Here is a 20,966-nt window from a genome sequence, read left to right as displayed (position 1 = left end):
TCATTATGCAAGACAAGCAATTCATGCGCGAAACACTGTTCGAAGGGGCTGAGGCGTTCAAAGCCGGAAGAATGAACCGCCGGTCTTTCCTCACACTTTGTGCGATGGCGGGTGTGGCCTCTTCTGCAGTTATGGTCGGCGATGCCGAGGCTGCAGCGAACGAGATCGTAATGTGGAACTGGGGCGGTCAATCCGAGGAATGCCACGGCAATGCCATCGGTAAACCATTTGAAGAAGCCACAGGAATGCCTTTGCGCTTTGACACCTCTGGCCCATTGCAGGGTAAAATCAGGGAAATGGTGGACAGTGGAAATGTCACAGCCGATGTTTGCGACGGAGACCTGTTTGACGCAATCGCGCTTGGGCCATCAGGCCATCTTGAAGCGATCGATTATGACGTTGTTGATAAGGCAAAAACCTTGCCAAACTATGCTGTAGAGCACGGTGTATCGATCATCCTTTACGGCTATGCGTTCGTTTACGACACCGAGGCATATGGCGATACCCCCCCTAACTCGTGGGCAGATTTTTTTGATACTGCAAAATTCCCTGGCAAACGTTCGCTTTACAAATGGGCCAATGGCTCTCTTGAAGCGGCTTTGATGGCGGACGGTGTCTCCAAAGACGAACTCTACCCACTTGATATGGATCGTGCGCTGGCCAAGCTGGTGGCCATGAAGGACGACAGCCTTTATTGGGGTTCTGGGTCCGAGGCACATTCGATGGTTGTGAATGGCGAAGTTTCCATGGGTATGGTCTGGCAAAACCGTGGCCGCAACATCGAGATCGACACAGATGATCGCTACAAGTTGGTAATGAACGAAGCGTTGGCGATGCCCGGAGCCTACATTGTTCCAAAGGGTAATCCGGCGGGCCGCGAGGCAATAATGAAGTTTATTGCCACGGCGCAAGATCCTGCTGCGCAGCTTCAGCTGCTTGAGTGTTTGGGGATGACACCGTCAAACCCAGAGGCATTTGCCATGATCCCCGAAGACCAGCAGCCCTATGCGATAACGTCAGCGATGAACATCGACAATGTCGCCTTTAACGACCCGGTCTGGTGGGGTGAGAACGGCGGCGATGCAGTGAACGCTTTCCTTGAAGCGATCAGCTAAGCCAAAGGCCTCAGCCCGGCGATACCTCTTCCTGATCACCGGGCTGGGCTGATCAAAGATAATTTTTGAATTAAAAGGCGCACTCAGTGATCGACTCCCTGCGTAAACATGTAAGCCCTGGCTGGGTGCTGGTCGCGCCTTTTTTGATGTTGGTGGTTGTTCTCTATCTGGGGCCGATCCTGAACATTCTTTGGCTAAGCTTGACGGATCCAGAGCCGGGCCTGCAAAATTATCAAAAGCTATATACCAACGACACTTTACTTCGCATTATCTGGACAACTTTCCGGATATGTCTGATCACTACGATCATCAGTGTCGCATTTGGTTATTCAATCGCTTACGCCATGGTGCACGCGCACAAAAAACGACAAAAACTGATGCTGACGCTGTTACTGGTGTCTTTCTGGATATCCATTCTGGTGCGTACGTTTTCGTGGTTGATGCTGCTTGGTCACAATGGCCTTTTGAACAATGCGTTAGAAACCCTCAATATCATCAGTGAACCTGTCGCCTTTGTTCGTAACGAGCTCGGTGTTTTAATCGGTATGGTACACTACATGGTGCCCTATGCCGTGCTGCCCCTTTTGGTAAACATGCAAACGCTGGACACCCGGGTAATGAGTGCATCGCGAAATCTGGGTGCCACAGGGTCGCAAACATTTTTCCGCATTTATCTGCCTCTGACCAAACCCGGAATCGTGGCGGCTTGCCTGCTTGTTTTCATTCTAAGCCTTGGCTTCTATGTCACACCTGCGATCCTTGGCGGCGGCAAGGTGCTGATGGTTGCTGAATATATCTCCGTACAACTGCTTGTGACATTGAAATGGGGCACCGCCGCGATGCTTGCTGCACTGATGTTGTTCGGCGTGTTAGCGCTGCTCTATATCATGTCGAAATTCATGAAGCTCAGCACCGTATTCGGGGGGAGCACGTCATGAAACAAAGCATGCTAGCAATGTTTAATCGTACTGGCGCCTGGGTGCTGCTGTTTTTTCTTGTTCTGCCAGCGCTCATCTCGATCCCCGTATCGCTGACGCCAAAACGGTTTCTTTCGATGCCCAAGGGGGAACTCTCGCTCAGGCATTTCGAAAAACTATTCACAAGCCCCGAATGGCTTTCCAGCTTTGCACAAAGTGCAATAATCGCATCAAGCACCGCGTTGCTCGCAACTATTCTGGGAACACTTTGCGCCATTGGCTTGTGGAGAGTGTCGTCTAAGTACAGCGAACTGGTTCGAGCATTCCTGTTGCTGCCATTGATTATTCCCCAGATCATTTCAGCGATGGCGTTCTACCGACTTTGGATACCGCTTGGCTTGCTTGACAGCTATCCGGGATTGATCATCGCACATACAATTCTTGCTAGCCCGATGGTGTTGATTACTGTCAGCGCATCACTTGCGAATTTCGATCCCAAGCTGGAGCAGGCCTCAAAGAACCTTGGTGCATCAAACTGGGCAACGATGCGTCGCGTTATCCTGCCATCCATTCGGCCCGGAGTGTTTGCCGGGGCGCTGTTTGCTTTCATCCTGTCCTGGGATGAAATCGTGGTGACTTTGTTCATTTCAAAATTCAACGTTTACACGCTGCCACGCCGCATGTGGAACGGCATCCGTGAGAATACTGATCCGACAGTCGCGGCAGCGGCCGTTGTTTTGATCGCCATAACTGTAATTGCTTTTGGGGTGTCGACGGTTCTATCGCGCAGACGCGCCCAAACTCAGAATGACTAGCGGGAGTAAAATGTGAATATCGCGGTTTCCCACGAAAACGAACTTTTGCTGAACACTGTCCGCAGTTTTTTGAAGGAGGAGATTTATCCTCATGAAGAATTGGTTGATCGTTTAGGCGACGTACCCGAAGAATTGGGCCGCCAAATAGAAACGCGCGCCAAGGAAGTTGGTCTTTATGCTTCAAACTTACCCGAAGATGTCGGTGGCGGTGGGCTGAATTACTCTGCAATGGCCGTTGTCGAACGCGAGTATGGCAAAACCAGCCACGCACTCCATTCGTGGATTGGGCGTCCGACAGAATTGTTGCTGGCGTGCAAAGGTGACCAGATTGAACGCTACCTTGCGCCATGTGTCACCGGAGAAAAACGCGAGTTGTTTGCCTTAACTGAACCAGAGGCTGGTTCAGATGTGATGGGTATGAAGACCAATGCTCGGCGTGATGGTGACGACTGGATACTGAACGGCTCAAAACACTTCATTTCGGGCCCCTGTATGCCTGATTTTGCGATTGTGTTCGCCACAACCGGTATCGATGAAACAACTCGTGGACCGCGCAAACGTGTTACCGCGTTTCTCGTTGATGTCGGATTGCCGGGCTTTAACATACGTGAAGGCAATAAATGCGTAAGCTACCGTGGGTACAAAACTTTCGCCTTGAGTTTTGACAATGTACGGCTTGGCCCTGATCAGATTCTGGGTGAAGAGGGCAATGGTCTGGAATTGTCAGGCAAGTGGCTTGGTATGGGGCGTATCTGGGTAGGGGCGACCTGCTGCGGCAAAGCCGAACGGATTATGGAGTTGGCAACCGACTGGGCGGCAAACCGCAAGCAATTTGGTAAACCCATAGGTAGTTTTCAGGCAACAGGGTTCCGTTTGGCTGATATGGCGATAGGACTGCGCACGGCCGATTTGTTGGTAACAGATGCGGTCCAACGTGCCGACGCAGGCCACATGCAGGATATGGATGCCGCAATGGTCAAGGTTTACTGTTCAGAAATGCTAAACAAGGTTGCCGATGACACCGTTCAGATATTTGGTGGCATGGGGTTAATGGAAGAATTGCCAATACAGCGTCTGTGGAGAGATTCCCGCCTAGAAAGGATTTGGGACGGCACTTCGGAAATCCAGCGCCACATTATTACACGCTCTATCCTGAGGCCACTTGGTGCATGACGCCGGAACAACGAAAGAATTTCGATCGGCTACTTAACCCGCGTCATATTGCGTTTGTTGGCGGGGCGGATGCGATTGTTGCAATTGGCGAAGCGCGCCGGCGCGGATTTTCGGGTGAATATTGGCCGGTGAATCCAAAACGTGAGGATCTGGCGGGAATATCTTGTTTCGCTTCTGTCGACGATCTTCCACGAGCTCCAGATGCCGTGTTTTTGGCAGTTCCTAGAGATGCAGCAGTTCAGACAATTGAAAAACTGGCAACAATGGGGGCTGGCGGGGTTGTTTGCTACACCGCAGGCTTCAAAGAAGCAGGTGCAGAAGGGGAAGCGGCTGAGCACGCGCTAAAAGAAGCAGTGGGCGAGATGGCCCTGATCGGGCCTAATTGTTATGGCATGATCAACTACTTGGACAATGCAGCACTATGGCCATTTGCGCATGGCGGTGACTGCCCAGGTTATGGTGCAGCAATCATCACGCAAAGCGGTATGTTTTCGTCTGATATAACGATGAGCCAGCGTTCGGTCCCGCTTGCGTATATGATATCTGCAGGCAATCAGACGGTTTTATCGCTCGAGGATTACATAGAAATCCTAAGCGAAAAACCGGCGGTAAGGGCAATCGGCGTTCATATTGAAGGATTGCAGGACATCCCCCGGTTTGCGCAAGTTTCTCTTAAAGCCCTGAAGCTGAACATTCCGATTGTTGCTCTAAAATCAGGAAGCTCTGACATTGGTCGGTCACTCACGTTCAGCCATACCGGATCATTATCGGGCTCAAAGGAGCTATACGAGGCTCTTTTTGAGCGAACCGGGGTGATTTCTGTCACAAGCCCATCTCAATTTCTTGAGACGCTGAAGTATCTGTGTGTCGTCGGCGCACCTTGCGGAAACAGAGTTTCGGGTTTTACTTGTTCCGGTGGTGGTGCCACGATGTTGGCCGATCATGCGGAAAACATAGGGTTGGTGTTTCCACCGTTTGATGAAGACAGCACCAATAAACTAATTAGCATTTTGCCAAGCATCGCAACGGTGTCAAACCCGCTTGACTATACGACCCCAATTTGGGGTCAGCCAGAATTTACGGCGCCTGTTTTTGAGCAAGCTATCTCTCTGAGCAACGCCGATGCAACGATTTTGGTTCAGGACTACCCGGCAGCTGGTTTGGATGAGTCCAAATTCTTGTATCAAAATGACGCCATAGCTTTCGCTGATGCTGCTGCAAAGGCCGAAACCCCGGCAGCAATTTGTGCCACCATTCCTGAGAACATGGATGCTGAAACGCGTAGCCATCTGATAAATTTAGGTGTCGCACCGATGCAGGGTGTCCACGAATCACTGAATGCAATGGCAGCCGCTGCAAATTGGCGGCAAGAACGATCGAGAATTTTGGCCCACTCTCCTAAACTTCTGAAGGTCAAAGCAATACCGGAAACATTGTCAATACTGGAGGAAGTGGAAGGCAAAGAACTGCTTTCAAGGGCAAATATTTCGATTCCTGCTGGCTCCGATGTCAGAGGCAAAGGAGTTGTCGAGGCTGCTGTGCAAATAGGGTTCCCCGTTGTTTTGAAAATGATGGGTCCTAAGCTTGCACATAAGACCGAGGCGGGAGCTGTCGAACTCGATCTTCAAAATTCTGAAGACGTTTCAGGTGCATTGGAACGTATGCGGTTGAAAGTTACATCTTATAATCCGGATGCGGTTACAGACCGTTTTCTGATTGAAAAAATGGCTGAGCCACCGATCGCTGAGCTATTCGTTAGTATCAGACAAGACCCGCAGTTTGGCTATGCCATTACGATTGGCAGTGGTGGCATATTGGTTGAACTGGTTGGGGACGCCAAAACCTTGTTGCTTCCAACAAGTAATGAAGAAATCAAAGGTGCGATTGCGTCGTTGAAGGTATCTCGGTTGTTAGAAGGATTTCGGGGAAAACCCAAGGTCGACCTTGACGTTTTGTGCATGTCTCTGTTCAATTTAACGGAATTTGTACTAAGTAATTTGGATCAAATCACCGAGGTCGAAATCAACCCGCTGTTTGTCTACGAAAAGGAAGTGTTAGCTGTCGATGTATTAGTTCATTCTGGGCGATCTTCATGAGGCTCCCGAAATCTGTTTCCAACCCTGACCTCAGTGTTGGGCCAAATAACAAACAACGTTGGAACCAACCGGAGCACCGCCGCCATGGCTTTCATAACGCACATCTTCTGTTCCGCCGTGCATTGATGTTTCGCGCCAGAACTGTTCTGACGCTAACAAAAAACGGCAACCACAGTGATTTAGGTTCGATACCTGAAGTCGCAGCCTTAACAAGCCACCCCGCGTTCTCTGCTTTGGTTTGCGCGCGGGGCGATCAGATTCTTTATGAAACATGCGCGGAAGATTTCAGCACGAAGCACCCGCATTCGATACAGTCTATATCAAAGATGAATATCCATCTGATCGTTGGCAAACTGGCAGGACAGGGTCTGCTGGATTTAGGCAAACCTGTTTCATATTACTTGCCGGACATTGGTTCGGGGTACGCGACAGCACCCGTCCAAAATCTTTTAGATATGAATGTTGCCAATGATTTTTCCGAAGACTACGAGGACCCGCAGGCAGGTTGCTACACCGAGGAAATCGCACTTGGATGGCGCTTGCCAATAGGCGATGCTCCGGAGCCTACGCTGCGAGAATTCGCAAATGGGATCACGGGTGACGACCTCACAAATCAATCGGGGTTTGCTGACTACAAGTCTGCGAATACGGATGTGCTGACTTTGATTTGTGCAAAGATCAGCCCAGTGCCTTTGAGTGTATTAATTGAGAATATTGTTGATGCAGCGGGATACGAAGGGAGCTTTCACATCAGCGCGTGCGCTGAAGGCCTGCCAGCATTTTCCGGTGGTGGGTGCATGAGCGCCGAAGATCTGGCACGGTTTGGTTTGCTGATCGCCCGCCGTGGAATTGGTGTGGATGGTAAGAACGTTGCTGCCCGTGATTTTTTGGATAAATCTTTGGCCAGGTCAGGTGTGACTTTGCTTCCCCCTAAAGATTGGCTCCGATACTCAAACCATCTGATGACAAATGGCCGTTTGGTCGGGCACGCGGGATATGGCGGACAATTTTTACTAGTTGATATGAGTACTGGCATTTCGTGCGCTTTCCTAAGTGTTCTGCAGAACGAAGCTGGGTATGACAGCGACTATATGACTAAGGTTCTGGATGGCCTGAGTGCTATTCTTGAAGCCTGTCAGTAAGACAATGTTCCAGTGGCTCTCTCTAGCTTGCCAAGCGTTCAAAGTTGCTTCTTCTAATAGCCAATTGCAGACCTTCTCAATCTTGGGCGAAGCCTTCTTCGCACCCCGAGGGCAAAGTCAGAAGAAACCGGCGTGAGGCGGGCAGGGTGGTTTTGTAGCTTCGTTGGATGACAAAACGCAGTCCCTTTCGCTATTTCAAAACAATTTCAGAAGTCATCCGGCTGGCGGTGATGATGTATGTTCGGTTCCCGCTAACGCTGAAGAACGTGGAAGATCTTCTGCACGAGCGTGGCATCGAAATCAGCCATGAGACAGCCCGGTTTTAGTGGAATAGGTTTGGCCCGATGTTCGCGGCCGAGATACGCAGAAATCGAGTCAGCCGAATGCGGGCCTTTTCGAACTGGCAGTGGCACATCGACGAAGTGTTCGTGAAATCCAACGGCGATGCGCCTTTGTGTGGGTAGATGTTGTCTCGACAGCCAACAATTAATTGATACATCGCTGGATTTAGGCTCGCCGATAAGATTTGCGCACCCAAGGCCATGTTTGACTAAAGGCTTTTGAGCCCTCTGCGGACTGCGTTATTCTCATTTCTTGTAAGGATGTAGTTTCCTAGAGTGCGGGCAAGTTCAACGTGCCCGCGTGCTACGGCTCGATTGAAAAGCTCGCGCTGATAGCGTGGGAATTTTTTGCGGGCGCGAAGCAAACCATAAAACTCTTGGCTGGTTAGTGTTCCGGATAATGCGCCGAGAATAATCTGCGATAGCAATCCCATTTGGTTCAAGGATGATCCCAACCTGTGTCCCATCAGGGGCGCGCGCAGGTGTCGCACATTGTCATGCTTGAAGCGGGCAGCATGTGCTGCGTCCAAAGGTTCATATGGATCGTAAATAATCGAAACGCTCCGTGCTGCTTTTGAAACTTCGGCAGCATCGCCAAAGTCGCCGGAAAAATCACGATCCCAAGCAACCTTGTACCGTGTTTCCCAAGGTACTATTTCCTTATCTAATGTCGACTGTGGGCTGATCACGACGATGTCTGCACCTGGTGCGGCCACCGAAAATGCACACGCAGCATAGCCGCCCATTGATGCTCCGTAGAATATTACGCGCTTGAATTGTTTGAAGAAACCGCTGTCGCGTAGTTCATCGAATTGCTGATAGACCCAAGGTTCGCGATACCAAGTCCAGCCGCCAGCCAAGACACCCAGCATGGACCAGTCCTGACTCTCGATTAGCGAAAACCCCCACGGCCGACGATCATCACGTTTGGTCATTGCAATGTCGAGGTTATCAAATGTGACAACAAGCGTGTCCTTTGAGCGAGGCATGTATAAGAATGAGTGACCAGCAATGCCTCGTCGATAGAATCCATTTTTGCCGGCCAACTCTTGTGCAATTCGATCCCAATCGGTTTCAGAATCGCTTGCTTGTGGCGGCTTTGGCGTGAACATCACGCGCGACACTTTTCGCCCCTCTTCAACTGTGTCCGATAGAACCACAGAGCTACCGTAATCCTTCAGGAAAGGAAAAGCGCCGGATCTTTTGCGAATATCCATGAACAGCCGAGTTTCTGAATGAAGACATCTGTCCAGAAATGTTTTTAGTCCCGGCACTTTGAACTGATCGCCAAATCCGCGCAGATTACAAATAACGTCGACAGGACGTAAATCCTTTTTATTCTCAATCACTTTAACGCTGTCTGAATTCACATCATGATCGATCAAAAACTGAACATATCCATTGATCCAATCCTGATGGTGTTTTGATATGTTGCCCTGTCGATCAGCATTCACCAAATGGATGTCACAGTCATGTTTATGATGCAACGCCAAGACGAGGCTACGTGCTTCACCTGTCAGATCCGCGACCGTTTCTACAGTGTCGAGATCAAGCTCATCTACTAACCCACCGTCAAATCTCGCTTTAGCACGGCCCTTTATTGGTGCCAAAGCTGTGTTTATACCGTGAAGCTGGGTCAAATATTCCAGATAGGAACCTGCAGGCGGAAGGCCAAAGTGATTGTTACCTAGTGGCTTTTTGTTGGAAGCCCACAAATGCAGTCCTGTGGTTTCGTCAGTGATGTATTCTTTTACATAGCTTGCATCGCGGAGAAATTTTCCGCGGTTGGGAAATGTAATAGGATAAAAGGCCTGAAGGGGTAGTACGTGTTTTTCCAGGCCCAGTTTGTGGACAAAATGGGTGACCATCAACGGCCCCCAAACCCCCCAGGGCTGCTGGCTAACATGAACCGGATTTCCAGCATCTCGCGCAGCACGCATCTCTCGCTGGCGTTTTTCAGGCAAAAAAGGCGCGATTGATGTGCGGTCTGATGTAAACTGCAGCATTTCTGACAGTATTTCACTGTCGGCGGGCAGGCCCAAAACAGCATTGTTCACGCGGTGTTCACCAGGTAACTCGAATGCCATCACAAAGTCGTCGCTACAGTCGATAGGTCGGTGACAATAAACATCTGTGTCAATCCAGATCATACCAGGGCACTTGTGTAACATGTGAAGGCGAAACAAATCCGCAAAAAGGGCAAAGCTGTCTTTCTGCTCGTATTTTATGAAGTCGTCTGTATCGATGATCTCACGCCCGCTGCGCCAAACAACACCCTTTGGGATGTTTGGGATATCTTCGTAGCTGAACAGTGTGATTTTTTGCCCTTTGTCTACAAAGGACTTCAAGCAAAGTTGTTCCATCCAACTCAGGGGGCCACCAATCCAAAGAGTACCAACTTCGCGCGTACATACCATGTAGGGTTCCTGAAAGCTTGCTCTGTTTTTTGGATACTATATGCGTGCAGCGAGTCTGCGTACAGGCAATTCACGGTTTCCGCGGGGTGCTTGAGATGAGCCCTCCCTTCGATAATTGCCCATGCAGCAGCGCAATTCGTGCAAGGATCGGGTTGCGTATTACTGCGAAAGCGTCAACATAATCCGATCTGCGCTTCCATTTGCAGATCCTCCAATTACTTCGACTGTGCCAAGTTCTGCCATATCAGCCTGCGCTGCCAAAGATTTGCGGCGCCTTAAATCAAGAATAACTGCCCCCCCCTTATTCAAAGAGGTCTTAAAGAAACGTTGGTAAGTCTGCCAAGGATAATGGAAGCCACAAGAAATGAAACTAAAAGCAAAGTCGACATTTCTTACTTCGTTTAGTTTATCTTTTTCAGGGTTCAGCGTGAAGATCGATCCATCCTCTAATCCATTGTCAGTCAGAAGTCTTCGCGCGACGTCCAAATTTGAATAGGCTGCGCCCTCATTTTCGAAGCCAAAATGCTTGTGGTCGTTTTGCTCCAGATCAATTAGCACCACTTCGCAACCAAAATCGCGTGCCAAAAATAGATTAAAAAAAGCGTATCCGCACCCAATATCTGCAACTTTCTTGGGAGGAGCTTTTTCGAAAATGGGTTTCAATTCGAGGTATTCGAGAAAGATGACTGCACCAGCGCGTTTGGCTATTAGATCGGCGCCAAGTTTTTCAATGAGTTCCATTATCGGAGCGCTATTTCCCTGCGTCCAAGCCTTGATATAGCGATTGTGATTGTCTTGATCACGGATGATTTCGGAACGCTGAAGTATCAGATTTAGAATATCCTGCTTACTGAAAGCGCTGGTATCAAGCGAAGCAATTTCGTCGAGGTCCATAGCTGCTATCGCTTGGTTGAAAGTAATCACGCATAAACCTTTTTGTTGGTCAACGGGCAGCGATGATCACTTGCCCCATTTCTGATTGTTCGTGTTTTTGCCATCTACTATCAACTCTATCCGTGTTGCAACTGATTGATTGCGTTAACATTGCAGACACCACTCAGCCGGAGATAACAGATATTCAGATCGAAACGCCATCTATGTGAAACCCTTCAAGGGCCTTTATTTTTCAATCTCGGCCCCCAGGTTTTCTTGTTTATTGAGTTTTGTCTTTGTGACTTTGCCGTTCAGGCCCTCACCGCCTCATGGGCCATGGAAATTTTAAAATTTTGATACGTTTGAAAACTTAATGGTTCGCGTGCGTGAAAAGCTACCGGGATAGAATTCTGAAATTGGGGGTATAGTCTGACTACTCGTGCGTCGTCTCGCGTTTGGAAACTGTGAAAAAAAACGTTTCATCCGGGTCCTGGGATAGGATTTCATCTGGAATAACTTCCGGGCCTGCCAGGAATACGTTGGCGCCAAAATGCACATGCATTCTGGATAGTTTTTCGAGCCGCTGGCTTGTCAATGCCGCGTAAAACTCCGCGTAGTGTGGCACTTCCAAAAGTTCTCTTATCTTTTCTTGGTGCATCCTAACGCAATCAGCATGCATAGCAGCTATTTCTTCATCGGCCATTATCGCGTCATACTCGGACATCAAAGCTTTTGATTTGCTAGCGATTGAATGGTCCACTTCAGCATTGTTGTTCATCCGAAACCAGTACGCCAGTCCCTGATCACGATCCACATGGTTGACACGCCCGCGGTCACGTTTGACCAAAAAGCTTTCGGCCGAACGAACGGCATAGTGGTTTAACGATACTAAGTCATAGCCGTAAGTTTCAACGGTGGACCGCCAGGCGTTTCGGTAATGATTGCGCGGTAGGGGCTCGCCCGATCCATTGACCCAGTTGATCTGATCCACAAGTTGGGCGTTCAGGCCCTTGGGTCGATGAACCCCGAGTTTTTTGAACAGACCGATGTTTTGAAATAACGTCTTAAAGCCCCATGCTTGATGTGGTTTGCGTGCGAGTTCGGGCGCGCATCTTGTAAATTGCTCGGTTATAAAGCGATCTGCATATGCGTGAATATCGGCGTTCCCGAAAAGCCGCCAAGTCATCGATATCATGTTGGCGTCAGGGATGACCGTAAACAAATCATCAAGCGTGCCAGCTCCGACCTTAATGTTGATGTATTCGTCAACGTCAATGCAGACGACCCACTTTGAGTTTTTAATGACCTGTTCTTTTTCGGCGGCTTGCAACGCGGCATGCTGTGGCTTTAGCTCTTTTGAGCGAAAGGGGTTGTTGCGGTGCTGAAGAAAACCCTTTGATTGCAGCAGATCTAAAAGACTGTCGGTTCCGTCGGTGCAGTCATTTGAATAAACCAGAAAGTCATCGAATCCGATTGCGCGATGATATGCCAGCCATTCCAATATAAATGGTCCCTCATTCTTCATCGTTGTCACGATCACGCAACGGTCTCGCTGAGATGTTGGCTGCTCCGATGACAGTTTGGGCGCGCGCACCGGTTTGTGTTTGAAGTAGTATTGAGAGAGTCTTAAAAGATCGCGATGCTCAACCAGAGACGACTTCGGTACGATCTTCGATACCGACCGTTCCGGATGGCGAAGCGCCATGAAACGATAAAATCTAGCTGTTTGCGACCTATCAGGCGTTGCATTTCCCACGCGCACAGCGCGCCAAACAGATTTTTCGGGAGCGCGGGCAGGCGCAATACACCACTTTTGCACCTTGGAATCATTGTCAAATTGAATACAAATATGATCCGCAAAATGTATGGGTTTATCTTTGCGGATTCGCCACGGATAGCATCGTGTTCCCAGGATTGAGATCACTCCACCTGCAGATTCATCCGCACGATCAAATATATTTCCATCCCCATCTTCTGCCAGCAAGTCAGAAACATCTATGTTTGCAACTGCGCGGGCTTTAGACAAATGCCGTACACGCGCAATTTCATAAAAGAGGGGCGTTCCAAAAGGCGAAGACCAAGGGTCGGGCGCCGGAACAACCATTCTGTCCTTACCGGGGGCAGCGGGTGCGCAATAAGGGTGAGCTTCAGGCGGCAAACCGACTTTACCCAGAGGTACTACCGCATCTAAAACTACCACGTCGCAACTAAACTTAGCCTTTCTGAGGCCATTTTTTAATGTGGTTAAAAATTTCTCGTCAGTATCGGGTTTCGCCCTGTTCAAAATTACTGCTGCGTTCATGCCATGCGACGTGCAATGATACTTAAGCCAAGTGAGAACTGTGTCGGCGCATTCACCGTTGCGTACGGCGACCGCCGCATTTGCGGCTGACAGTAAATCCAACTCGGCCTTGGCAGGATCTATCTGTACCCTTTCGCTCGCCAAGTTAAGCTCAAGAGGGCCAACATTTTTGGATTCGGCTACATACCAGAGCCCTTCGCCGACACCACCGGTAGCAACGATTTCCCAGCCCTTTGCAAATGAGATATCCTCTGGGTTTGTCCCTGCGCCAAAGAACAACGACACTTGGCGCACACCTTTTTCACCAATGCTTTCAACTGCATCCAGCAGCGTTACTCCGCAAGCTTGAATGCAGACCAAGCGACGTACGATCAATTTGCAGCTTGGTCCCGCTTGATTAGGCATTTGCGAATGAGTTTCTTACATTCAAGAAATCGCCGCTTGGGGTTGCGCCACCACGAAAACTCTCAGAAAACTTATCAAATCGACACTTGAGGTGTGTGAGGGAGAGCAACGTTCGTGTCGGCATTTGCAATCTAGTTGGCAAAAGTTTCATTTTTTTCAAAAGAGACCGGATGGTGCTTGAAGCATCCAAAAGTGTGTTGGCCAAGCTTTCAACTTCGGTGGCAAATTTGTTTTCCTGCTCAACTGTTGGGTCATCTTGCTTGTCGAGATACTGACCATATGAACGCAATAAACCCGCAGAACTAGAAATCAACTCATCGGTAGCCGCAAAAACGCGCGGAGCAATGTCCCTCACAGACAAATTTACAGATTGGGTTTCTTCCTCGATTTTTAGTATCTCTCTCATTTCATCCCCAAACAACGTTTCCGCTGCTTCAGGCACTAATTATTGCTCTATCAAAAGATAAAAGACAACCCACACGACCGAACTCAAGCATACCATCCAGCCAGTATGCCTATGAGGAGCCAAGCGAAATCCCCCTTATTCTAATCTTAAGAAACAGCAATCTAATTGAAGTTCATGCTTACTGAATGTTCACACCCGAGAAAACCGGCTGCCCGCTCTCGCTTTTGCAATGTTATGGTGCTGGATTTACAACAATGAACCACCCAACATTGGTATTGCTGAAATGAAGCTGGTCTCGAAATTATTCGCTGCATAAATCTGACTTTTTGACCCCTGTCTTGCGCCTAAGGATTGGGTCACTTTTTTCTTCTGAGAAGGGAAGTCAGTATGGCCATAAACCGCTACAGTGGCGAAGACGTTGTGAAACAACTCCGAGATTGAGCAGAACCTTTCGTCTGGTAGTGACGTGAAATCAGCGTATCGAGCCGTGGGGATCGGCGATGCGGCATACTACAATTGGAGCAAGAATATCGGGGAATGGGGAAGTCGGAGCTTTCAGAAATCCGGGCTCAGGAAAGAGCTCATCCGGCCGAAATTCGTGCGAAATTGGTCAATGTGTAGAACCTCAACCCTCGATCTCGGATTTCACCTAACAGACGTTCCATGTCGGAATGCGTGGAGTAACGGCCCTCGCCCGTTGCCTCATTTCGGATGTCATGCCCGGTGAAGATACCGACCCCTCGATGTTTGACGAGGGCGTCGAGAATGGTTTGCATCCATTCCCATCCTCCTTGACTGGAATGTCGAAAATCAATTGATCCGATGTTGTCGACCGAACTGTTTCGACCGGGCGACTTGTAGATCCGCCGAACCAGCTGATCTGCAGTCATGCCGCGTGGCCCCTTCGCCCGGACGACCTCAAACCGTTTTCCGGTCTCTCGCCTCGTTTCCCATGTGGACGCGTGAAAGGGACTGGCGAAACTCGTCGCTGGAAATCCTGCTGCGCGATGCTCCTCCACACCGGCATCGATCTCTTTGGTCAACCAATTTTCTAGGCCATACTGGCGCAGGTAAGGGAGAAGCCGGGGATGGGTTCGAGAATGAAACCCGATCTCATGCCCATGCAACTGAAGTGCACGAAGTCCTTCGATTTGGCCCGCTGTCGCGCTGTGCAGTTGCGTCACGCAGAAGGTCGCTTTGGCTTGATGCGACTCAAAGATCGGCAATGCCGCAAGCCAGTTCTCAACGAAGAGGTCATCGAATGTCAGGCAAACGCCAGTCGCGATTTTTTCCATATCATTCCCTTGATGCCCCTCATAGCGTGTGCACCGAGTCTATGACATCAGATGGGCTTATCAACGACAATTTCCGGCTGTCGAGGGCGGCGGGGTCCATACCGTTGGCTCCTGCATAGCAAGACATTTCTGATGTGATTGTTGTTTGTCAGATGCGGTCATGTGTCCGGCCTGTTTGCGCGGCGCACGTGGCCGCTGTCGCGTGGCCTCACTTGAGTGGTCCAGATTGAAAGCTAGGATCGGGCTGTGTGGAACCCGTGTTCCACCTGTCAAAACGCGTTCGGTTGCAAACATTGGGCCAAGTGGCTATGTAGGTCAGGTAAGGGACTGCCGTTTTCTGCCGTTCAGGCGCACCGCCTGCTGAAGAGAATTGCACACCACTATCAATGAAATTCAGCTATCACGCCCCTCGCGGGGGCTTGGTGTATTGGAAGGTTGCCGATGTCATCGCGCACGACCACGTCATTTGTGACGTTCTTTCATCTCTTTGTAACAGGTGGCTACATCGAAGAGTTGCCGACGGGAGGTCACTAGGTCATCGCGCAGGACAAGGTCTTGCCGAACCTCAGGTTTACAACTTGTCGCAGATGGCCAACGCCTCTGTTGATCAGGTGGGCTAGGGAACAGGCCAGTCCCAATTCTACCCTGTAGATCATCGCGACTTGGATATGGCCCGTGCGCAAGATCGGGCCTGTTAAAACAAACATAAAAACAGTGAGGCGGCGCTTTCTCCGCCGGAGGATAAAAAATGACTTTTCCAGAATGGACCAAACCCGGAGTATATGGCGCTGTAGTAGGCGCGGTTGCGGCTACTATCCTTGGCTTTGCTTGGGGCGGATGGACAACCGGCGGCAACGCCGAGAAGATGGCAAAAAGCTTTGCCAGTGACGAAGTCACACGAGCCATGGTGCCCGTTTGCCTGGATATGTCGGCTGCTGACCCTGAACGCGTTGCAAAATTAGCAACCATTCAAGACGCCACTGGTTTCAACCGCCGCAGAGCGGTCATGGACACGGGCTGGGCGACACTGCCAGGAACTGAAGCGCCGAACCGCGACCTTGCAGTGGCGTGCATTGAAGGGCTTGAACTTGATGCGTCGTAATACTGATTTGCCGCGGCTGCGCACACCAAATTTGGCGTGCGTGTGCCGAACGGTAGATCCAAGTAAAAATATTCAATACATGGTAGCACTTCTTACCTGCGCTATTTGGGCTCTGCTGCTGTTTTCTGTTCCTGCCTTCGCGCAATCTTCCACCATCTCTATGCCAGACAACGCACATGCCAAAAACTACGGCGACGGGTGGGAGTGCGACTTAGGGTATCGTGTTGAAGGCGACACATGTGTTGACGTTGTCATTCCGCAAAACGCCTATCCGACGAACCGGGTCTATGGGACTGGTTGGAAATGTTTTCATGGTTTCCGGGAAACTGGTGACGCTGTTTGTGCTGAAGTAGTTGTTCCCGTTGGAGGCTTTCTGGATCCATCGGGGGAACGATGGCAATGCCTGCGTGGGTATCGAAAGGTTGACGATGTCTGCCAGGAAATCACTCTTCCGGAAAACGCCTATCTGGCAAATGCCACTTACGGTTCAGAATGGCTTTGCAATCGCGGGTTTGAGGATGTTGGAGACGCGTGTTCCCTAATTGCGGTGCCGACCAACGCCTATCTGAATGCATCAGGCTATGGGCAGCCCTGGACTTGTGAACGCGGTTTCGTTGAACAGGATGGCACGTGCGAGGCTGTTGCAATCCCTATGAACGCCTATTTCGATGACGCGACCTATGGAAAGGGATGGAAGTGCGAACGCGGATATTCCGCCTCTGGCGATAGATGCGAAGCGATAGACATGCCTGCCAACGCTCATCTCGACAGGTCAGGCAACCGCTGGGAGTGCCACAGGAATTTTCGGAAATCAAAAGGCCAATGCGTTCCCAACTATTAACCTTCAATGCTCTGGGCTTTGAACCCCAGAGTTTCAAAACTTGCGTCAATCACAGTGAAATCTAGCACGCAGGTCACCCAAAAGGACCAAACATGGAAACCGAACTTGAGACCCTGAATACCATCCAACGGAAAGTAAGAGGTGCTCAAACCCTGCCAACTGAAAATACCATCAACCAGAAACACATTACTAAAGCACCCACCGCGGTTGTGTATTGCGAGGGTAACTTCGCAAAGATTGATGGCAAAACCGCAAACGGCCTCATCAGACATTCACAGGCTTATCGTGTTCTTTCGGTGATCGACAGTAACCACGACGGATCGGACAGTGGTCTGGTCCTCGACAATGTCATCAATAACATTCCTATCTTCGGCGACATTGAAGCAGCAGTTGTTCACGAAGCAACCGTGCCAGACACATTGATCTACGGAATGGCCCCATCTACCGGCAAGCTTTCGTTGGAAGATCGCGGCGTTGTGCTCGATGCAATTGCACTCGGTATGAATATTGTCAGTGGGTTGCACGAATACCTGGGCGATGATCCCGAGATTGCCGCCTTCGCCAAATCCAGAGATGTCACCATCCGAGATATCCGCAAGCCCAAGGCCAGCAAAAATATGCGCCTGTTTGACGGTAGCATCGCTGATGTTAAGGCGATCCGTATCGCGGTCCTTGGTACTGATTGTGCAATTGGCAAACGGACAACTGCAACCGTTCTTGCACGTGCCTTGAATGTGCAAGGTATCAAGACGGTTCTGGTCGGCACTGGCCAGACTGGGTTGATGCAAGGTGCGAAATACGGTGTGGCGATGGACGCTGTGCCGCCTCAGTTCTGTTGTGGAGAGCTCGAGCGAGCCATTGTCGCAGCATCTGATGCCGAACAACCGGACGTTATCTTGATCGAAGGCCAAGGCGCTCTGAGCCATCCGGCTTTCTGCACCTCAGCGTTCATTTTGCGCGGCAGCCAACCTGACGCCGTTATTCTTCAGCACGCGCCCATGCGCAAGCATCGCTGTGACTTTCCAAATATGGTTATGCCAGATCCGGCGAGCGAGATTTCACTGATTGAGGCTTTTGCCGATACGAAAGTGATTGGCGTGACAATTAATCACGAGGGAATGTCCGAGGCGGAGATCAAGGCGGCTATCGAGGACTACTCGGAAAACCTTGACCTCCCCGTTACCGACGCTCTCAGCCGTCCGACATCGCGCCTTGTTGGACTCGTGCTGTCCGCCTATCCGGGTCTTCTCCAAAAACCTGTTGTGGCGGCGGAATGATCTCACCGCGTATCGAAATTGACCTCAGCAAAATCCGCCACAATACGCGGTGCCTCGTCGAGCTTCTGAAGCCCCACGTGATCACAATCACCGGTGTGACCAAGGCCGTCTGTGGTGATCCGGCTGTCGCAACTGCGATGCTCGAAGGTGGCGTGGCAGGGCTCGCGGAGGCACGGTTAAGCAACGTGAAAAGGATGCGTCAGGCTGGTATCAAATGCCCTATTTGCTTGATCCGCTCCCCAATGCTTAGCCAGCTGGACGAGATCGTGTTGAGCTGCGAGACCAGCTATAACACCGAGATTTCAGTTATAGCAGGCCTCGCAGCGGCCGCGATACGAGCCAAGACAATCCACAACATCATTTTGATGGTCGAAATGGGTGACATGCGCGAAGGGATCATGCCAGAACATCTCGTTGCGATGGCGCTGCACGTCGTCAAGATGCCAGGGGTCGCATTGAAAGGTATCGGCGCGAATTTCGCTTGCCTCAGCGATCTGGCGCCCAAAGCGACAACAATGGCTTATTTGTCGACCCTGGCGAATGAGATTGAAGGTGCATGCGGAGCCTTCGTTGGGATCGTTTCAGGCGGTAGTTCTGCCAATTTGCCGTGGGCGCTGGGGCCAGATTCTAAAGGTCGCATCAATGATCTGCGGTTAGGCGAAGCAATCCTTCTGGGCGTTGACCCTGTTTCCGGGGATCAGATCGGCGGTCTTTATACGGATGCGTTTACACTCATCGCCGAAGTTATTGAAACGAAGGTCAAACCAGAGCTTCTTCCGTTCGATGATCCCAGTCCGGCGTTACCACGTCTCGTTCCGGACACCAATTTGACTGCGCGTTCAATCCTTGCAATTGGGCTCCAGGATACTGACGTCACCGGCCTGACAATGCCCGAAGGTGTCACGTTCGTCGGAGCAACCAGTGACCATACAGTCATAACAACCACCCGATCTCACCTGAGCGTCGGGAGCGAAGTTAAATTTAATATGAAGTACGGCGCGTTGATGCGGGCTATGACAGCGCCTTACATCGCAAAAGTAATACTAGGCGATACGCCATTGCCAGAGCCATACCCCGCCAAACGCAGCGGGCCGTGGTTGACGTTGGTCTAATGCAGCCTAAGCTCAAGCTCCCCAAAACAGTCATTGACGATGATCGTGTCGTACAGGCGATTGCCGACATCTCCAAATCCCGCCTATGCCTACGTTGCTAAATGGAATTTGTGAGTTCCGGTTTCGGAGATCGCATTTGCCACCGTTGCAAGGGAACAAAGGCATGGCGCAATGGGGTTGCAACGACATATGGTAAGTCAAGCAAGTGGTGACCTTTGCCAGAGCAGAATTGTGTTGGCCGGCATTGACCGGATCGCTAGCGAATGCCCACGACGATTTTGCAGAGGCCAAGAAAATGTTCCAGGCACCTGCAGCGGCAATGATTTCAAAGCACCGCACCCTCTGAACACGTCATCTAACCGAGGCTTCAAGAGGGCGTAACAAAACGAGAAGAAGCCCACTTTTCGCCACACGTAAGCGATCAGCGGATAACCCGCAGCCCCGAAACGGCCCAGACGACATCCACTTTGGGCGCTGCAAAATCGAAGGAAGCCCTATGTCTAAAGGCAATAGCAAGCGCGGCAATAAAGAGACCAAAAAACCCAAACAAGTGAAACCCAAGATCTCGGCAACTGCGAATTCTCTGGCCGGAAGGCCTGCTCTGGCAATCGCCGGCAAGAAGATAAAGTAAGGTTTTGGAGGGTTGGTTGCGGCTTCAACGTCACCCAATCCGTTCATTTTTAGATCCGGGCATTTTCAGGGCCTTTAATTAGTGATGCCCGTAAAACGGACGGATTCCCTTTTGACGAGCCGGGGGCATGTTGTTCGATCAGCCATAACAGATTAGTCGGAGAGTCGGCGAGGGCCGCAGGCTGGAATACACACTCCAAAATATAAACCGGAGGCCCGGTACTTTTGGAACGGATCGGACTGTCGGCGTGGTTGGCCCGGATGGTGACAATTGGCCTTCACATAGATTTCAGTGGCCGCTTTCGGCATTTCGCTGCGGGTTGCCCGCTGCGCAGCATGCGGTAGTTTGGGTTCAAAGTAACCGCTCTGCGTTTTTCGTTGAATGGTTAGATACCAGTTTTTCAAAAAGTTATCTGATAACGACAGACGCGGGCGCAGCTCAGGGTAGGCCAAAGCGAATAGCTTTGTGCACCTTGCCAAGAAAAAATCACACTTTCTGTTGTGGAATTTCTTAAAATTTTTTGTGATAATGCAAGTCACCAGCTACTATGTAGCCTGTAACTTGTTGTTTTTTTTTATTTCCAATGGAGCGGGCGATGAGATTCGAACTCACGACCCTAACCTTGGCAAGGTTATGCTCTACCCCTGAGCTACGCCCGCATCCTATTGGGTGAGCATCATCTATAAAGTCTCGCACCAAGCCGCAA

Annotated in this window: 16 protein-coding genes, 1 tRNA gene and 1 pseudogene; 12 read left to right on the top strand and 6 right to left on the bottom strand. The window is 50.4% G+C overall.

Features of this window, described 5'->3' with window-relative positions; genetic code table 11:
- Positions 1–5 precede the first annotated feature (5 nt).
- From J4E70_RS08130 to J4E70_RS08100, 7 genes and pseudogenes are all read left to right on the top strand, one after another.
- Positions 6–1,115, top strand: coding sequence for an extracellular solute-binding protein (locus tag J4E70_RS08130; RefSeq protein WP_213888597.1), 1,110 nt, complete (start codon positions 6–8; stop codon positions 1,113–1,115).
- Between the two features lie 86 nt (positions 1,116–1,201).
- Positions 1,202–2,053, top strand: a complete 852-nt coding sequence (locus tag J4E70_RS08125) for an ABC transporter permease (RefSeq protein ID WP_247077345.1) — start codon at positions 1,202–1,204, stop codon at positions 2,051–2,053.
- Positions 2,050–2,847, top strand: a complete 798-nt coding sequence (locus J4E70_RS08120; RefSeq protein WP_213888596.1) for an ABC transporter permease — start codon at positions 2,050–2,052, stop codon at positions 2,845–2,847. Before J4E70_RS08125 ends, J4E70_RS08120 begins: the two co-directional genes overlap by 4 nt.
- Positions 2,848–2,859: 12 nt before the next feature.
- Positions 2,860–4,020 (top strand): acyl-CoA dehydrogenase family protein, encoded by a 1,161-nt coding sequence (locus J4E70_RS08115; protein ID WP_213888595.1) that lies wholly within the window; start codon positions 2,860–2,862, stop codon positions 4,018–4,020.
- Positions 4,017–6,116: an acetate--CoA ligase family protein gene (locus J4E70_RS08110; protein ID WP_213888594.1), complete on the top strand. Its 2,100-nt coding sequence runs from the start codon at positions 4,017–4,019 to the stop codon at positions 6,114–6,116. The genes J4E70_RS08115 and J4E70_RS08110 overlap by 4 nt, the downstream gene beginning before the upstream one ends.
- Positions 6,113–7,258 carry a serine hydrolase domain-containing protein gene (locus tag J4E70_RS08105; protein WP_213888593.1) on the top strand — a complete coding sequence of 382 codons (1,146 nt, stop codon included), beginning with the start codon at positions 6,113–6,115 and terminating at the stop codon, positions 7,256–7,258. Before J4E70_RS08110 ends, J4E70_RS08105 begins: the two co-directional genes overlap by 4 nt.
- 167 nt (positions 7,259–7,425) lie before the next feature.
- Positions 7,426–7,704 (top strand): annotated as a pseudogene (locus J4E70_RS08100) (IS6 family transposase); the annotation flags it as partial.
- A gap of 104 nt (positions 7,705–7,808) precedes the next feature.
- Here J4E70_RS08100 and J4E70_RS08095 read toward each other — a convergent pair.
- The 5 genes from J4E70_RS08095 to J4E70_RS08075 all read right to left on the bottom strand — a co-directional run bounded on the left by J4E70_RS08095 (position 7,809) and on the right by J4E70_RS08075 (position 15,297).
- Positions 7,809–10,016 carry a capsular polysaccharide synthesis protein gene (locus tag J4E70_RS08095; protein ID WP_213888592.1) on the bottom strand — a complete coding sequence of 736 codons (2,208 nt, stop codon included), beginning with the start codon at positions 10,014–10,016 and terminating at the stop codon, positions 7,809–7,811.
- Positions 10,017–10,175: 159 nt separating this feature from the next.
- On the bottom strand, positions 10,176–10,940 hold the full coding sequence (locus J4E70_RS08090) for an SAM-dependent methyltransferase (RefSeq protein ID WP_213888591.1): 765 nt from the start codon (positions 10,938–10,940) through the stop codon (positions 10,176–10,178).
- A gap of 382 nt (positions 10,941–11,322) precedes the next feature.
- Positions 11,323–13,596, bottom strand: a complete 2,274-nt coding sequence (locus J4E70_RS08085) for a glycosyltransferase family 2 protein (RefSeq protein ID WP_213888590.1) — start codon at positions 13,594–13,596, stop codon at positions 11,323–11,325.
- Entirely contained in the window at positions 13,589–14,038 is a 450-nt protein-coding gene (locus J4E70_RS08080; protein ID WP_213888589.1) for a hypothetical protein, read from the bottom strand. Before J4E70_RS08080 ends, J4E70_RS08085 begins: the two co-directional genes overlap by 8 nt.
- Before the next feature lie 545 nt (positions 14,039–14,583).
- Positions 14,584–15,297: a polysaccharide deacetylase family protein gene (locus tag J4E70_RS08075; protein WP_213888588.1), complete on the bottom strand. Its 714-nt coding sequence runs from the start codon at positions 15,295–15,297 to the stop codon at positions 14,584–14,586.
- A 748-nt stretch (positions 15,298–16,045) separates the two neighbouring features.
- Here J4E70_RS08075 and J4E70_RS08070 point away from each other — a divergent pair.
- The 5 genes from J4E70_RS08070 (at position 16,046) to J4E70_RS19515 (ending at position 20,260) form a co-directional block, all read left to right on the top strand.
- Positions 16,046–16,399, top strand: coding sequence for a hypothetical protein (locus tag J4E70_RS08070; protein ID WP_213888587.1), 354 nt, complete (start codon positions 16,046–16,048; stop codon positions 16,397–16,399).
- 79 nt (positions 16,400–16,478) lie between these two features.
- Positions 16,479–17,240, top strand: coding sequence for a hypothetical protein (locus J4E70_RS08065; RefSeq protein WP_213888586.1), 762 nt, complete (start codon positions 16,479–16,481; stop codon positions 17,238–17,240).
- 92 nt (positions 17,241–17,332) lie between these two features.
- The gene (locus J4E70_RS08060) at positions 17,333–18,517 is read left to right on the top strand and encodes an N-acetyltransferase DgcN family protein (protein WP_213888585.1); all 1,185 of its coding nucleotides are present in this window, start codon (positions 17,333–17,335) and stop codon (positions 18,515–18,517) included.
- A complete protein-coding gene (locus tag J4E70_RS08055; protein WP_213888584.1) occupies positions 18,514–19,629 on the top strand; it encodes an alanine/ornithine racemase family PLP-dependent enzyme in 1,116 nt (371 codons plus the stop codon). Before J4E70_RS08060 ends, J4E70_RS08055 begins: the two co-directional genes overlap by 4 nt.
- 496 nt (positions 19,630–20,125) lie before the next feature.
- Complete coding sequence (locus tag J4E70_RS19515) at positions 20,126–20,260, top strand: hypothetical protein (RefSeq protein ID WP_281414288.1); 135 nt, start codon at positions 20,126–20,128, stop codon at positions 20,258–20,260.
- A gap of 584 nt (positions 20,261–20,844) precedes the next feature.
- On the opposite strand, the gene J4E70_RS08050 is transcribed toward J4E70_RS19515, so the two are convergent.
- Positions 20,845–20,919: transfer RNA gene (locus J4E70_RS08050), tRNA-Gly, on the bottom strand.
- Positions 20,920–20,966 lie beyond the last annotated feature (47 nt).

It is taken from the genome of Pseudohalocynthiibacter aestuariivivens (assembly GCF_018457175.1).
In the GTDB taxonomy this organism is placed as follows: Bacteria; Pseudomonadota; Alphaproteobacteria; order Rhodobacterales; family Rhodobacteraceae; genus Pseudohalocynthiibacter; species Pseudohalocynthiibacter aestuariivivens.
Note: the sequence above shows the minus strand (reverse complement) of the source record. Positions and strands in the feature narration are given on the sequence as shown.